The organism is Acinetobacter silvestris, assembly GCF_002135235.1.
GTDB classification, from domain to species: Bacteria; Pseudomonadota; Gammaproteobacteria; order Pseudomonadales; family Moraxellaceae; genus Acinetobacter; species Acinetobacter silvestris.
On the sequence record NZ_NEGB01000002.1, the window covers coordinates 261564 to 275162 of the forward strand.

At 37.0% G+C, this 13599-nt stretch carries 17 protein-coding genes and 1 tRNA gene; 5 read left to right on the forward strand and 13 right to left on the reverse strand.

Features of this window, described 5'->3' with window-relative positions:
* Positions 1-3 precede the first annotated feature (3 nt).
* Positions 4-2025 carry an excinuclease ABC subunit UvrB gene (gene uvrB, locus B9T28_RS04560; RefSeq protein WP_086202768.1) on the reverse strand — a complete coding sequence of 674 codons (2022 nt, stop codon included), beginning with the start codon at positions 2023-2025 and terminating at the stop codon, positions 4-6.
* Between the two features lie 265 nt (positions 2026-2290).
* On the opposite strand from uvrB, the gene B9T28_RS04565 reads away from it, so the two are divergent.
* Positions 2291-3070 (forward strand): A1S_2505 family phage non-structural protein, encoded by a 780-nt coding sequence (locus tag B9T28_RS04565; RefSeq protein ID WP_086202769.1) that lies wholly within the window; start codon positions 2291-2293, stop codon positions 3068-3070.
* A gap of 124 nt (positions 3071-3194) precedes the next feature.
* On the opposite strand, the gene B9T28_RS04570 is transcribed toward B9T28_RS04565, so the two are convergent.
* Positions 3195-3377, reverse strand: a complete 183-nt coding sequence (locus B9T28_RS04570) for a hypothetical protein (RefSeq protein WP_086202770.1) — start codon at positions 3375-3377, stop codon at positions 3195-3197.
* A gap of 218 nt (positions 3378-3595) precedes the next feature.
* On the opposite strand from B9T28_RS04570, the gene B9T28_RS04575 reads away from it, so the two are divergent.
* Positions 3596-4822, forward strand: coding sequence for a pyridoxal phosphate-dependent aminotransferase (locus B9T28_RS04575; protein ID WP_086202771.1), 1227 nt, complete (start codon positions 3596-3598; stop codon positions 4820-4822).
* A gap of 78 nt (positions 4823-4900) precedes the next feature.
* Here the strand turns inward: B9T28_RS04575 and B9T28_RS04580 are convergent, their stop codons facing one another.
* Together B9T28_RS04580 and B9T28_RS04585 are read right to left on the reverse strand one after the other, a co-directional pair.
* Positions 4901-5743 (reverse strand): DMT family transporter, encoded by an 843-nt coding sequence (locus B9T28_RS04580; protein ID WP_086202772.1) that lies wholly within the window; start codon positions 5741-5743, stop codon positions 4901-4903.
* A gap of 62 nt (positions 5744-5805) precedes the next feature.
* Positions 5806-6237, reverse strand: a complete 432-nt coding sequence (locus B9T28_RS04585; RefSeq protein WP_086202773.1) for a GFA family protein — start codon at positions 6235-6237, stop codon at positions 5806-5808.
* A 216-nt stretch (positions 6238-6453) separates the two neighbouring features.
* On the opposite strand from B9T28_RS04585, the gene B9T28_RS04590 reads away from it, so the two are divergent.
* Positions 6454-6720: a hypothetical protein gene (locus B9T28_RS04590; RefSeq protein WP_086202774.1), complete on the forward strand. Its 267-nt coding sequence runs from the start codon at positions 6454-6456 to the stop codon at positions 6718-6720.
* Between the two features lie 62 nt (positions 6721-6782).
* Positions 6783-7220 carry a PaaI family thioesterase gene (locus tag B9T28_RS04595; protein WP_086202775.1) on the forward strand — a complete coding sequence of 146 codons (438 nt, stop codon included), beginning with the start codon at positions 6783-6785 and terminating at the stop codon, positions 7218-7220.
* 96 nt (positions 7221-7316) lie between these two features.
* Here the strand turns inward: B9T28_RS04595 and B9T28_RS04600 are convergent, their stop codons facing one another.
* Positions 7317-7775 carry a hypothetical protein gene (locus B9T28_RS04600; RefSeq protein ID WP_086202776.1) on the reverse strand — a complete coding sequence of 153 codons (459 nt, stop codon included), beginning with the start codon at positions 7773-7775 and terminating at the stop codon, positions 7317-7319.
* A gap of 249 nt (positions 7776-8024) precedes the next feature.
* Between B9T28_RS04600 and B9T28_RS04605 the strand changes: the two genes are divergently transcribed.
* Positions 8025-8100, forward strand: a tRNA-Asn gene (locus B9T28_RS04605).
* 127 nt (positions 8101-8227) lie between these two features.
* Here B9T28_RS04605 and B9T28_RS04610 read toward each other — a convergent pair.
* Genes B9T28_RS04610 through lepB form a run of 8 tightly spaced genes read right to left on the reverse strand, consistent with a single transcriptional unit; the run spans position 8228 to position 13587 of the window.
* Positions 8228-8881: a MiaE family protein gene (locus B9T28_RS04610; protein WP_086202777.1), complete on the reverse strand. Its 654-nt coding sequence runs from the start codon at positions 8879-8881 to the stop codon at positions 8228-8230.
* Positions 8882-8924: 43 nt separating this feature from the next.
* Positions 8925-9650 (reverse strand): pyridoxine 5'-phosphate synthase, encoded by a 726-nt coding sequence (pdxJ, locus tag B9T28_RS04615; protein ID WP_086202778.1) that lies wholly within the window; start codon positions 9648-9650, stop codon positions 8925-8927.
* A 32-nt stretch (positions 9651-9682) separates the two neighbouring features.
* Positions 9683-10402, reverse strand: coding sequence for a DNA repair protein RecO (gene recO, locus B9T28_RS04620; protein ID WP_086202779.1), 720 nt, complete (start codon positions 10400-10402; stop codon positions 9683-9685).
* A gap of 11 nt (positions 10403-10413) precedes the next feature.
* Entirely contained in the window at positions 10414-10608 is a 195-nt protein-coding gene (locus tag B9T28_RS04625) for an NF038104 family lipoprotein (RefSeq protein WP_086202780.1), read from the reverse strand.
* Between the two features lie 27 nt (positions 10609-10635).
* Positions 10636-11637, reverse strand: coding sequence for a GTPase Era (gene era, locus B9T28_RS04630; RefSeq protein ID WP_434057119.1), 1002 nt, complete (start codon positions 11635-11637; stop codon positions 10636-10638).
* Positions 11638-11669: 32 nt separating this feature from the next.
* Entirely contained in the window at positions 11670-12362 is a 693-nt protein-coding gene (rnc, locus tag B9T28_RS04635) for a ribonuclease III (RefSeq protein ID WP_086202782.1), read from the reverse strand.
* Positions 12334-12708 carry a DUF4845 domain-containing protein gene (locus tag B9T28_RS04640; RefSeq protein ID WP_086202783.1) on the reverse strand — a complete coding sequence of 125 codons (375 nt, stop codon included), beginning with the start codon at positions 12706-12708 and terminating at the stop codon, positions 12334-12336. Before B9T28_RS04640 ends, rnc begins: the two co-directional genes overlap by 29 nt.
* Before the next feature lie 24 nt (positions 12709-12732).
* Positions 12733-13587: a signal peptidase I gene (lepB, locus tag B9T28_RS04645; RefSeq protein ID WP_086202784.1), complete on the reverse strand. Its 855-nt coding sequence runs from the start codon at positions 13585-13587 to the stop codon at positions 12733-12735.
* Positions 13588-13599: the final 12 nt, after the last annotated feature.

The window sequence follows — 13599 nt, forward strand, 5'->3', positions numbered from 1 at the left end:
TGATTATTTCAACATATGTGTTTTCAATCTTACAATTTCATCACGCAAACGGGCTGCTTGTTCAAACTGCAACTCTTTCGATGCCTTTAACATCTCTTTTTCTAACTTCGCCATGTGTTTGGTAAATAACTTCATATCAGACAAAATATGACGTTCATCCGCCGTTAATACTTTAGCTTGACCAATAATTGGATCTTCGAATTGATCATCTTCAAGTACTTCACCCGTATCAATTTCTCGAATTGCTTGGCGCACAGTACTACGTGGAGTAATGCCATGTTCTTTATTAAATTCAATCTGTTTTTCACGACGGCGTTCCGTTTCCTTGATCGCTTTACGCATAGATTCAGTAATGCGGTCAGCATACAAAATCGCTTTACCCTTAACATTACGTGCAGCTCGTCCAATGGTTTGAATCAATGCGCGTTCTGAACGTAAGAATCCCTCTTTATCAGCATCTAAAATAGCCACTAAAGATACTTCAGGCATATCCAACCCTTCACGCAATAGGTTAATTCCGATCAATACATCATGTACGCCTGTACGTAATTCATGAATGATCTTAACTCGTTCTACCGTATCAATATCGGAGTGTAAATACGCGACTTTCACCCCATATTCTTTTAAGTAAGAGGTTAAATCTTCTGCCATACGCTTGGTCAAAGTAGTAATTAAAACTCGCTCATTCAATGCTGCACGAATGTTAATCTCAGATAAAACGTCATCTACTTGTGTAAGCACTGGACGTACTTCAATTTCAGGATCGAGCAATCCCGTTGGACGCACCACCTGTTCTGCAATTTGTTCAGATTTTTCTAATTCGTATTTCGCTGGTGTAGCACTGACATAGATAGTCGTTGGAACAATGCGCTCCCACTCTTCAAATTGCATTGGGCGATTGTCTAAGGCACTGGGTAAGCGAAATCCATAATTCACTAAATTTTCTTTACGTGAACGGTCACCTTTATACATAGCGCCAATTTGTGGCACCGTCACATGCGATTCATCAATAATGAGTAATGCATCATCTGGCAAATAATCAAATAAGGTCGGGGGTGCTTCACCAGATGGCCGGCCAGATAAATGCCGTGAATAGTTTTCAATACCATTGGTATAACCCAGCTGCTGCATCATCTCTAAGTCATAACGGGTGCGTTGTTCAATCCGCTGTGCTTCGAGTAATTTATCGTGTTCTTTAAAGAAAATTAAGCGCTCTGCTAATTCTTCACGAATGGTACCAATCGCACGAGTTAAATTATCTTTTGGCGTAACGTAATGGCTTTTAGGATAAATGGTGACACGTGGTGCTTTACGCACCAATTTCCCATTAATTGGATCAAACCAACGAATGGAATCCACTTCATCATCAAATAATTCAATCCTAATCGCGTGTTGATCGGACTCGGCAGGGAAAATATCAATAATTTCACCGCGAATTCGATAAGTACCACGTAAAAACTCCAATTCATTCCGCGTATATTGCATCTCAACCAAACGACGAATAATGTCATCGCGGCTGATACGATCACCCTGCACAATATGCAATAACATGCTCATATAAGCATTTGGATCGCCCAAACCATAAATAGCCGATACGGATGCCACAATAATCGCATCACGACGCTCTAATAATGAACGCGTTGCCGAAAGACGCATCTGATCGATATGATCATTAATCGCAGAATCTTTTTCGATAAATGTATCTGAAGATGGTACATAAGCCTCAGGCTGATAATAATCGTAATAACTCACGAAATATTCGACAGCATTGTTGGGGAAAAATGATTTGAACTCCCCATACAACTGCGCAGCCAAAGTCTTGTTATGCGCCATAACAATCGTCGGTCGCTGTAACTGTGAAATGACATTGGCCATGGTATAGGTTTTACCCGAACCTGTGACGCCAAGTAATAATTGATCGTGATAACCTTTACCCACCCCTTGCACAAGCTTTTCAATCGCCTGCGGTTGATCTCCGGCAGGCTTATATGATGTTACCAGTTCAAAAGGCTGATGATCATTCACAGATAAACTCTCTCTATGTTTTATGGATGCTATAGCTTATCAGATGCAAATAAACATACCTGTATAAACCATAGAGCATGCTTTAAATTTTGCTCTTTAAAATAAAAATCAGAAATGCCTGATCTCAAACGATAATAGCAAGAAAATTGTTAAGTATTTGAGCTTTTAATAATGGGGATATATTCTTTATATTCAAGTAAATTCACTTGACCTGCCCTGTATTCAACTGCAACATGGAAATACGCTGATAAAAATGTGAAATGCCATGACCTATCAATATCATGATGAAAGTATTATTAAGCACTTACCCGAAGATACTGTTTTTGTTTTTGGGAGCAATATGGCGGGTACACATCAAGGTGGAGCAGCAAAAATAGCACTACAAAATTTTGGTGCAATGAAAGGTGTCGGTCGTGGCTGGTCAGGACAAAGTTATGCCATTCCCACGATGAATGAGCATTTACAACAAATGCCCCTTTCCCAAATTCAACACTATATTGATGACTTTAAAATCTATACCAAAAATCATCCTAAAACCAAATATTTCATTACTGCGGTTGGATGTGGTGTTGCTGGCTATAAAGTCGAAGAAATTGCACCGATGTTTAAAGGCATTTCACATAATGTGATTTTTCCAATTTCTTTTAGAGCTTTTGTGGAAAAAACACTGCCTAAATTAAATCAACATTTAGTCCAAAGCTTTATTGATGATGACATCATTTTTAATGATAATTTAGACCAAGCCATTGCCCAACTCAAGCTAACGGATGCTGAAAAAAGTTTAGCCACGATTGTGATTAATACCCCTATGTATCCAATTGATAGTAATGGTCGGGATCGTAGTTTTGAAATTAACGATATTTTAAACACCTTACGAAATAAAATCTCTCAGTTTGAAAATAATGCTCAAAATTCTGAAATTTTTGGTGGTGTTATCTTAGCTTTATTAGAATTATATAATATCAATGAAAAGGATTTTGTCGATGTATGGAATGGTGAGCGAGAAATATCACCGCCACGCGCAGCGAATAAAGCTAAAAAATAAATGATAAATATTCAAAAATTAGGCAATACATCATGCTATAAAAATGAAAAAATGTGCTTTTTAAAATGATCGTTCTAACCAAAAAATAGGTGCAAATGCACCTATTTTTTATGAACGCTAAATATTAGCGTTTACCGAATGAACGACGCGTACCACGCGGCGGCATCCATGTTCGATCAGCATATGGCTGTGGTTTTGGACGTAGATCTTCAACTTCTTCATCCGCACTTTTGGCATCATTTGCTTGCTTAATCGGAAAAGGTAAATTAACCAAAGGTTTTTTCTTGGGAGAATTTTGGGTGCTCATGTGATTCACTCAATTTAATCTGCACATATTGTACGAAAAAAATAGAAGCTGTGCGAGTAAAGATCCTTTCATTTTCGTAATTCAATCTTTTGATACACTAAAATTTAAAACTTTTATCACTTTTTATGAATTTACACAGATACTGGGCAACGAATCTTCTATTTTTAAGCTAAGATAGTCTGCTTTTATTTTTTATCCCTATTAAGAAGGAATATGCCGTGGACGTACGTCTCTCTGATCGTGTAAATGCTATCAAACCGTCTCCAACGCTTGCTGTTACCAACAAAGCTGCTGAACTTAAAGCTGCTGGTAAAAACGTGATTGGTTTGGGTGCAGGTGAACCTGATTTCGACACCCCACAACACATCAAAGATGCAGCAATTGCAGCGATTAATAATGGTTTTACTAAATATACAGCTGTTGATGGTACGCCTGGCCTTAAAAAAGCAATTATTGCAAAATTTAAACGTGATAACAATTTAGACTATGCAGCAAACCAAATTTTGGTTTCTTGTGGTGGTAAACAATCATTCTTTAACTTAGCTTTGGCTTTGTTAAACAAAGGTGATGAAGTGATCATCCCTGCACCTTACTGGGTAAGCTATCCAGATATGGTGATTATCGCTGAAGGTGTTCCAGTTGTAGTGAAATGTGGTGAAGAACAACGTTTCAAAATCACCCCTGCACAATTGGAAGCTGCAATCACTGACAAAACACGTTTAGTGGTACTTAACAGCCCATCTAACCCAACAGGTATGATTTACACTAAAGCTGAATTAGAAGCTTTGGCTGAAGTCCTGCGTAAATACCCAGAAGTTTATATCGCTTCTGATGATATGTACGAACCAATCCGTTGGGATGATGAGTTCTACAACATCGTAACTGTTGCTCCAGACCTTTATGACCGTACAATCGTGCTAAACGGTGTATCTAAAGCCTATGCAATGACTGGCTGGCGTATTGGTTATGCAGCGGGTCCTGCAAAATTGATTGGTGCAATGAAAAAAATCCAATCTCAATCAACTTCAAATCCAACTTCAATTTCGCAAATTGCTGCTGAAGCTGCATTGAATGGTTCTCAAGAAGTTCTTGAGCCAATGATTGAAGCATTCAAACGTCGTCATGACTTAGTGGTAAAAGGCTTAAATGACATCAATGGTATCACTTGCTTACCTGCTGATGGTGCGTTCTATGCTTACGCGAATATCAAACCGTTAATTCGTGCGAAAGGTTTAAAATCTTGCACAGAATTCTCTGAATGGTTATTGGAAGAAACGGGGGTTGCAGTGGTTCCTGGTGATGCATTCGGCTTAGGCGGTTTCATGCGTATTTCATATGCAACTGCTGACGACGTTCTTGTTGATGCACTTGCACGCCTTAAAAAAGCTGCTGATTCAATTGAAGGCGTAGACGCTGCGATTGCTTCTATTGCTGCTGAAAAATAAGAAAAAACTTTAGAATAAAAAACCCGCATTCGTTGCGGGTTTTTTATTTACAATCATTTTTTATTCTTAGTTTCGGTTCTATTTAGTAGATGCTATATTTTTTCTGGATGCAAAAATAACCACAGTTATTCCACATAAAACCACGACTGCCGACAAAATAACTCTTAGACTGACCTCTTCTCCAATAAATAAAGAACCACCTAAAATGGCAAAGCATGGCACGCTTAATTGAACTGTACTTGCTGTTATGCGGTCAATATTTTTAACTATGGAATACCACAATACATAAGCAATACTTGACGTTAAACCGCCAGAAATCATTGCCAGCACAACCCCTTTTGTATTCATAAAAATATCTTGTTTCAGTACAAAACTAACAATAAGTACAATCGGTACAGCTACAATAAAATTAGCCAAACTACTGGATAACGGATTCAGCATACGTTTACCTGAAATACTATATGCAGCCCAAGCCAAACCTGAAATTCCCATCATTAAACTATAAAACAAACTCGGTGCACTGACTCCTGGCAGCAATAAAACAATAATCCCTGCTAAAGCAATCAGTAATCCAAATCCCTTTTGTAAATTTAGTATTTCACCATGAAAAATACCATAAAACACCATGGTCAATTGCACTGTTCCAAAAAGTAACAATGCACCTACACCTGCATCAATTTTAACGTAGGCATATGTAAATGCTAAAATATAGGTTGCAAGAAACATTCCATTTTTAAAATTCCATTCTATTTTTGATCGTGCTGCACTTAACCACCAGATCACGAAAAGTACGACTGCTCCACTAACAATTCGAATGGAACTAAAACTCATAGGATCAATTTGCTGACCCGCTAAAGCCAAACGGCATAACACTGAATTTGCAGCAAACGCGATCATTGCCAAAGTTATTTTAAATAGCATTCTTGAGCATCCATATTCAACGACATAGCAGCTCAACCTTTAGATTCAAAGTATCCCAAACCCTAATTATGAGATGATTCTTGATTTGACCCATTAAACAAGGCAACAACATCTGATTCTGTCAGTTTTTGAGTTTCATTTTTAAAACTATAAAATTCAGGTTTATTATCAATATAAATTTCCATATCAAAATTAAGGTCTTTAGGTTGCTCATCTAATGCAAAAACATTTACATTACAATAACTTTGATCTTTAGTACGCCAAAACAAAATGGTAGCACATTGATTACAAAATCCACGCTCGCCCCATTCTGAAGACTCATATATAGACAGATAATCTTGCTTAATAAATTGCAAACTGCCTTGCTTAATATCGATGGTCATAATCACACCGCTGGTTTGCCTGCGACATATAAAACAGTGACAAACGTGTACATCATGATTTTTTAGTTGAACATTAAAAGTGGTTTGACCACATACACATTGCCCCTTCATTCAAATTCTCCATTATTTTTTTGATCTTTTCCTAAAACTCAATGATTTATAAATAAAAAATAATTAATCCAATTTTACGATAGCTCTGCATTTTTACAGAATTCTATATCCATATTTATGCCATAAAAAAAAGCATTTGAAACAAAAATAAAATAGTAAAATCAAATAAATAATTTTAAACTTCAATTAGACAATACATTCAGTATTCTGATATTTATGCGCTATAAAATTATTGATGCCTATCCTCAACACAATGTAAAAAGATATATTGCGAAATGTTTAAAACAGCAGTCACCTCAATTTATTATTATAGAAAGTGCACGCACTTTATGTAAAGAACTCGATATTATTGATGTTAATCATCAATCCGCACAAGCAACCTGGGCAACAGGTGAAAAAATTGCTCTGAATATTTTAGAAAGCTCAGATAGCCTTGATAAAATTTATGACTTAGATGCCCAATTCATTTATTGCAATCGTTAACATTTATCATTAATTTATCAATCAAGTTTCTTTTTAGAACTGAATAATTTTAAGGATAAGACATGAAACAACCGAAAGAAATGACTGGTCTCGAATTCTTACAAGCCATGATCGATGGAGATATTCCACAAGCCAGTATCAGTGAAACAATTCCCATGGATTTACATAATATTTCAGCTGGAACAGCCAGTTTTAATGTCCAAGCCACTCAACGTCACTTAAATCCACTTGGCGGTGTACATGGTGGTTTTGCTGCAACCGTATTAGACTCAGTAACAGGCTGTGCAGTCCATAGTATGCTAGAAGCGGGTGTAGGCTATGGCACAATAGATCTTAATATTAAAATGTGTCGCCCAATTCCTCTAGATAAAAAATTACTCGCGATTGGACAAATCATTAATATGAGCAAAAATCTAGGTATTTCTGAAGGAAAAATTATTGACGAAAATGGTAAGCTTTATGCCCATGCAACCGCAACATGTATGATTATTCGAGCTTAATCGAACCATATCATTATTCATTAGAAAGATAAAAATTAAATTTATGACTGGAAAACCATGCTGCTTAACCAGTCATAAAAAAATTATAGCTATCCACTAAACTGCCTTTTTTAACACCTTAAGCACTTGTTGTTGATCTAATTCAGGACGTTCAGTCCCTCTATAGATACAGAAATACTTAAACACGCTATCTAGCAATAATGATAATTGCGTGCTTTCAGAAACAGACCAAACTTTTGAATTATTAATTCCTGATAATGCACTGCCATTCAATTGATACAGATATAAATCGTGATCACGTTGAATCGATTGTTTACGACCTCGATAGTCATTTTCCAACAACAAGTGGCAAGGAGAGTTGATTAACCATTTTTCACTAAACCAAAGCTGTAATAAATCACCAAGAGATAATGCTATCTTGCCAACAGGCCAGATATCGATAAAAGCATCTTCGACATATGTCTGATATTGCTCAGTGTTTGATAGGATAGATAAATAATTTTCTTTATAAAAATCAATATTTGTAAAAATTTCGGGAATGGTCAGCGTATTCATTCGCTATCTCCTGTTTAGCCATTTTAGTGCTGGCAAGTTGGTTCAAATCCACACTGTTTAAGCTCATGCTTAAACGCTCTGTTATGCATTCAATCTAACAAGTCATTTTCATTTATGCAACCCACGAATCATTATTTTCATGAGACTTATGCTTTTTGCTTAAATATAAAGCATACAAGCTAAAATTAAAGAAAACATGACAGTTAATGCTTGACCACTCTAAAAATCTCCTTATAATCGCATGCAGATTCTCCAATAGCTCAGTCGGTAGAGCGACGGACTGTTAATCCGCAGGTCCCTGGTTCGAGCCCAGGTTGGAGAGCCAGATTCTAAAAATCCCACTATAATCATAGTGGGATTTTTTATTGCAAACATCATCATCTTAAATAACAAATATTACGATAATCAATCAAAAAAAATCCCCTATAAATTAGAGGATTTGATCTTGTGAATTAAGCAACCTGAACAGGTATACCACTATGGAAGCGAAAGGTATCATCTTCCGATAAAATTAGATTCTTTTCTATTTCGCGAATACAATCAATTCTCTGCTGAATATCTTCTTCGGGATTTTTCATTTTCGAAGTCTTTGCAATTTCAGTTGCTAATGCTAAATAATCTTCAAAATGACGTGATTCAGACTTAAGTAAATAACGATAATATCGCCCTAATTCTTCATCAACAAATGGAGCAAGCGCATAGAAACGCTCGCATGAACGTGCTTCAACAAAAGCACCGATGACCAATACATCAATCAGAGCTTCTGGTTCATAGGTACGGATTTCTTTACGCAAAACACCTGCATAACGCCCCGCACTTACCGCTTTCCATTCTTGACCACGTTTCGCCATTAACTCTAGGACTTGCTCATAATGCAGCATTTCCTCACGAACCAATTGAGCAAGTTTGATCTGTAAATCTGCAAAAAAGCTATAGCGGAACATTAAATTCATCGCTGTTCCGGCTGCTTTTTTCTCACAATTGGCATGATCTTGCATCAATAATGGGAGATTATTCAGTGCCTCATCCAGCCAAGCTTTTGGGGTTTCACAACCTAAAAATGCAATTATAGGTTGCATCAGTTCATCATATTTAATATTTGACATGATTAATATTCAATAACAGCCGACTTAAAAATAAAGAGTAAAATTAACGTGCAGCTTGAATAGCCGCTTTCATATCTTGTACAGCTTGCGGTAAACCAACAAAAACACTGTCAGCAATAATGGCGTGCCCAATATTCAATTCGTTAATTTGTGGAATCGCCGCAATAGCCGTCACATTTTCTAGATTTAAGCCATGTCCAGCATTTACCAGCAAGCCTTTCGCTGCTGCATATTCAGTGCCTTTGATAATACGCTGCAATTCTAATTGCTGAGCCTGTTCCGTTTCAGCATTAGCATAAGCTCCCGTATGCAATTCGATTGTCGAAGCACCACAAGCAAGTGCAGCATCAATTTGTGCAAAATCGGCATCAATAAATAAAGAAACTTCACTACCTACAGACATTAACGCTTGAGTTGCAGCTTTGACATCAGCAAAATGCCCCACTACATCCAGCCCACCTTCTGTCGTCACTTCCTCGCGTTTTTCAGGAACAAAACAAACAAAATGTGGCTTAATTTCTTGCGCAAATTTCACCATTTCATCAGTAACAGCAAGCTCAAGATTCATTCGAGTGGTTAAAACTGGTCGCATACGACGCACATCATCATCTTGAATATGACGACGATCTTCACGAAGATGCAAGGTAATCCCCTCAGCGCCTGCCTGTTCACAAATGAGAGCTGCCTTTACAGGATCAGGATAAGTCGTACCACGCGCTTGTCGTAGCGTTGCAACATGATCAATGTTTACACCAAGCAATGCAGCCATAACTTTTTCCTTACTAGATTTTAATTTAAAATTTATCGAATAGATTTTTTGGATTGTGCGCTCTGAATCCACAGTTGACGACTTTTTAGCGGCCGATCACCCAGTAAAGACGTAATCATCTGACGGTAAAGCTTTGTCAGCAATTGTAACTGCTCTACCGTAAAATCCCTACCTTTTTCATAGTTCAACATACTGAGAATTTGCTCACCAGTCAGTGTTGCAGAAGAAGTATGTGAGATGGGAATAAAGCCCTCTGACAATTGAAATTGGTAACGAGACAAAGGAAGAATAATCTGCTGTTGCGCATCACACTCATAATCCAATGGATAACCAAGCTCTTCCAACAAAGCATGTTCAAATTGACGCAGAATTTGTCTTAAAAAGGTATCCGCTTCTGGGTGAGTCGATATTTTTTGTAAATGATCTAAAGTCAGATGATATTGTACAAAAGTTTCAGGCATCGCAACTTCTAAAGGACAAAGTCGCAATAAAAGCTCATTTAAGTAAAAGCCTGAAAAGAAAGCATCACCATAAAAAAAAACAGGCTGGTTTAAAATTTCAATTTTAGAAAAATTTTTAAGCTCACCTTTCCCTGATGCTTGTACAGTAATCGGCTGATATTGTGGCGGTGGCGTATGCCTTAAGATTCCATCAATTCGACCATGTTCTTGGGTAAATAAATGTACGATATGACTGCGTTCACGATATTTTCGATGATGAATTAAATAGCCATGTAGGACTTCATTACGCATCGTAAGATCGCTTAATCATCCTTATCTTTTTTCTTATCTTGATCTTCATCATCACCATTTGGAATGACAGCACCAACCACAGCTGCCGTGCCTTTTACCACACCCTTCGTGGTTTTATAGGCGACTTTAACAGGAACCGTAACAATCTTAGTAATACAGCCTTGTAACATAAAGATACAGGTAAAAATTACAAATACTTTAATCATTACAGTTCACTCTCAAAAATTATTTAATTAAATATCGCTATAACCCAAACTTTTGAGTGCACGCTCATCATCTGACCAACCACCTTTAACTTTAACCCAAAGTGTAAGCATGATTTTTTGTTCGAACATTTTTTCCATATCCGCACGCGCATCCATACCAATTTTTTTCAGCTTCGAGCCTTTATCACCAATTACGATGGCTTTTTGACCTTGGCGATCGACAAAAATAGTCGCATCAATATAAGTACAAGCTGCTTTAGGACGGCCTGTTTTCTCACTAATTGTTGCTTCTTCGGTCTTGAATGACTCAATTTGCACCGTTAAATCGTATGGTAATTCCTCACCCAACTGACGCATGATTTTTTCACGAATAATTTCACTCGCCAGAAAACGCTCTGAACGATCTGTAACTTGATCCAATGAATAAAGCGGTGCTTGGAAAGGTAAATATTGTTCAATTACATTACGTAAATGATCCAAATTTGAACCTTGCAATGCCGAAACAGGAACAATTTCAGCAAAATTCATTAATTTGGCACGCTCTTGAATTAAAGGTAGAGCTGCATTTTTATTGTCAAGCGTGTCTAATTTATTAATCACCAAAATAACAGGCATTTCAGCATTTTTGAGTTTTTCCAAAACGAGCTCATCGTTTTGAGTCCACTTCTGCGCATCTACCACAAATAAAACCAAGTTGACATCACGTAAAGCAGAAGATGCAGCACGATTCATCATTTTATTAATGGCACGAACTTCTTTTTTATGCATCCCTGGTGTATCGACAAATACTGCTTGTGATTTTTCACGGCTATCGATACCCACAATTTTATGCCGAGTTGTTTGTGGCTTACGTGAAGTAATCGAAAGCTTTTGACCCAATAAGTGATTCATTAATGTAGATTTACCTACATTCGGGCGTCCAACAATTGCAACAAATCCACTTTTATAATCTGCAGGAATCACTGTGCCTTGTGAACTAAAGAACTGATCTAATAAATCATTACTTTCTGTTTTCGCAGGCTGATCCATTTCATTCTGATCATTTTGAATCGACATGAAGGTTATTGCTCCAATAGCTTTAAAAATTCTGCCGCAACTGCTTGTTCAGCAAAACGACGACTCGATCCCTCACCGACCAGATTGGATAAGCCCTCCACCACACATTCTACTTTAAAATGTTGGTTGGGTGCATCACCCTGAATATCTACAACCTCGTAAACTGGGAGAGGTTTTTTACGTGCTTGTAGATATTCCTGTAAGCGCGATTTAGGATCTTTAAGTTGATCTGTAGGTTCAATATATTCTAAATATGGTTCATACCACTTTAAAACAATAGGTTCTAAAATAGTTAAATCTGAACAGTCAATGTAAATTGCACCGATGATCGACTCCACAGTATCTGCGAGAATAGATTCACGATGATGACCACCTGATTTTAATTCACCCGTACTTAATATTAAACTATGACTCAATTTTAGATCATTGGCAATTTTACCTAAAGCTTCTTGGCGAACCAAAGTCGCTCTCATACGTGTTAAGCGTCCTTCATTTTCATGAGGATAGGTACGATATAAATAATTTGCAATGATCATCCCCAACAATGAATCGCCTAGAAATTCTAGGCGTTCATAATTATGTTTATGACTAACCGATCGATGCGTCAATGCAAGTTGCAATAACTCAGTTTTTTTAAACTGATAACCAATACGACTAGGTAAGCGTGGATCACTTACTTTGAACTGACCTTTGATCAAAACTCTTCTCGAATGTTAGGACTAAATCGATATTCAGTATGAAGGGCTTTCTTACTTCATATTTTTTAGTCACTGCCAAACCATCTTGTGTTGAAACAGTCGCAATATCATTAAACTTAATATCACGAATATTATTCATATCAAAACGTTGGCTCATTTTGTTTGCAAATGCCGAAGGTGTAATAGTTGAAGGACTTGCTATAATCTGTTCTTCAATTTGTTTATCTATCACACGATCATCCCAGTAACTTGGCCATATTGCAATTATTATTTTCACAATAAATGCAAATGCCATCACCCCAAATAAAATCCCAATATACGATGTACCTTGTTGACTCTTACGCATTGTTATTATCCAACATCTTCATTTTTAATTAATTGAACCATTGCGACTAAAAGAAGGCAAATGTAATCCAGGCTCTTTATGCATCCAAATATAAACTGCATGCCCTGTTAAATTTTCTTCTGGCACAAAGCCCCAAAAACGACTATCAGCACTTTGGTCACGATTATCACCCATTGCAAAATAATGACCTTTTGGCACAGTCACTTCCCAACTCTGACCATTGGATTTTACAAAACGGTCATTTGCAGTCGCGACATAAGGTAAGTCTTTCTTTGCTTGAGCATAGTTAAATGCAGAAACCAAAGTATTCTGCCCTTCAAGCAACCGGACTAAATGCTGATGTGTTCCCATCGATTCAGTATAATAAATTGATTTCGGCGTATCTAAAATATCTTTTTCACGGCTAAATTCAGTCGGTACTTGCTTAACTTTTTGACCATTAATAATCAATTGGCCATGATCAAACTCAATATGATCGCCAGGTAAACCAATAATACGTTTGATATAGCTAATTTTTGGATTTTCAGGATACTTAAAAACAGCAACATCACCACGTTGTGGCTCACCAATATCAATCACTTTAGTATTGACGATTGGTAAGCGCACACCATACTGAAATTTATTCACCAAAATATAATCACCCGTTTCTAAAGTTGGTACCATAGAATCTGATGGAATATTAAAAGGTTCAAAGAAAAAAGAACGCAATACCAGCACTACAGCAAGTACTGGCCAGAAGTCATATGCCCAAGTAATAACAAAATTTTCATTCCCTTTACCTTTCGTCGCACGCTGTTTCAATACGAACTTATCAAGCAACCACAACCCAAAAAAGATTAAGGTGGCAGGAACAAGAATTAAATTAAAATCAAAATCCATGAGCTATATGAC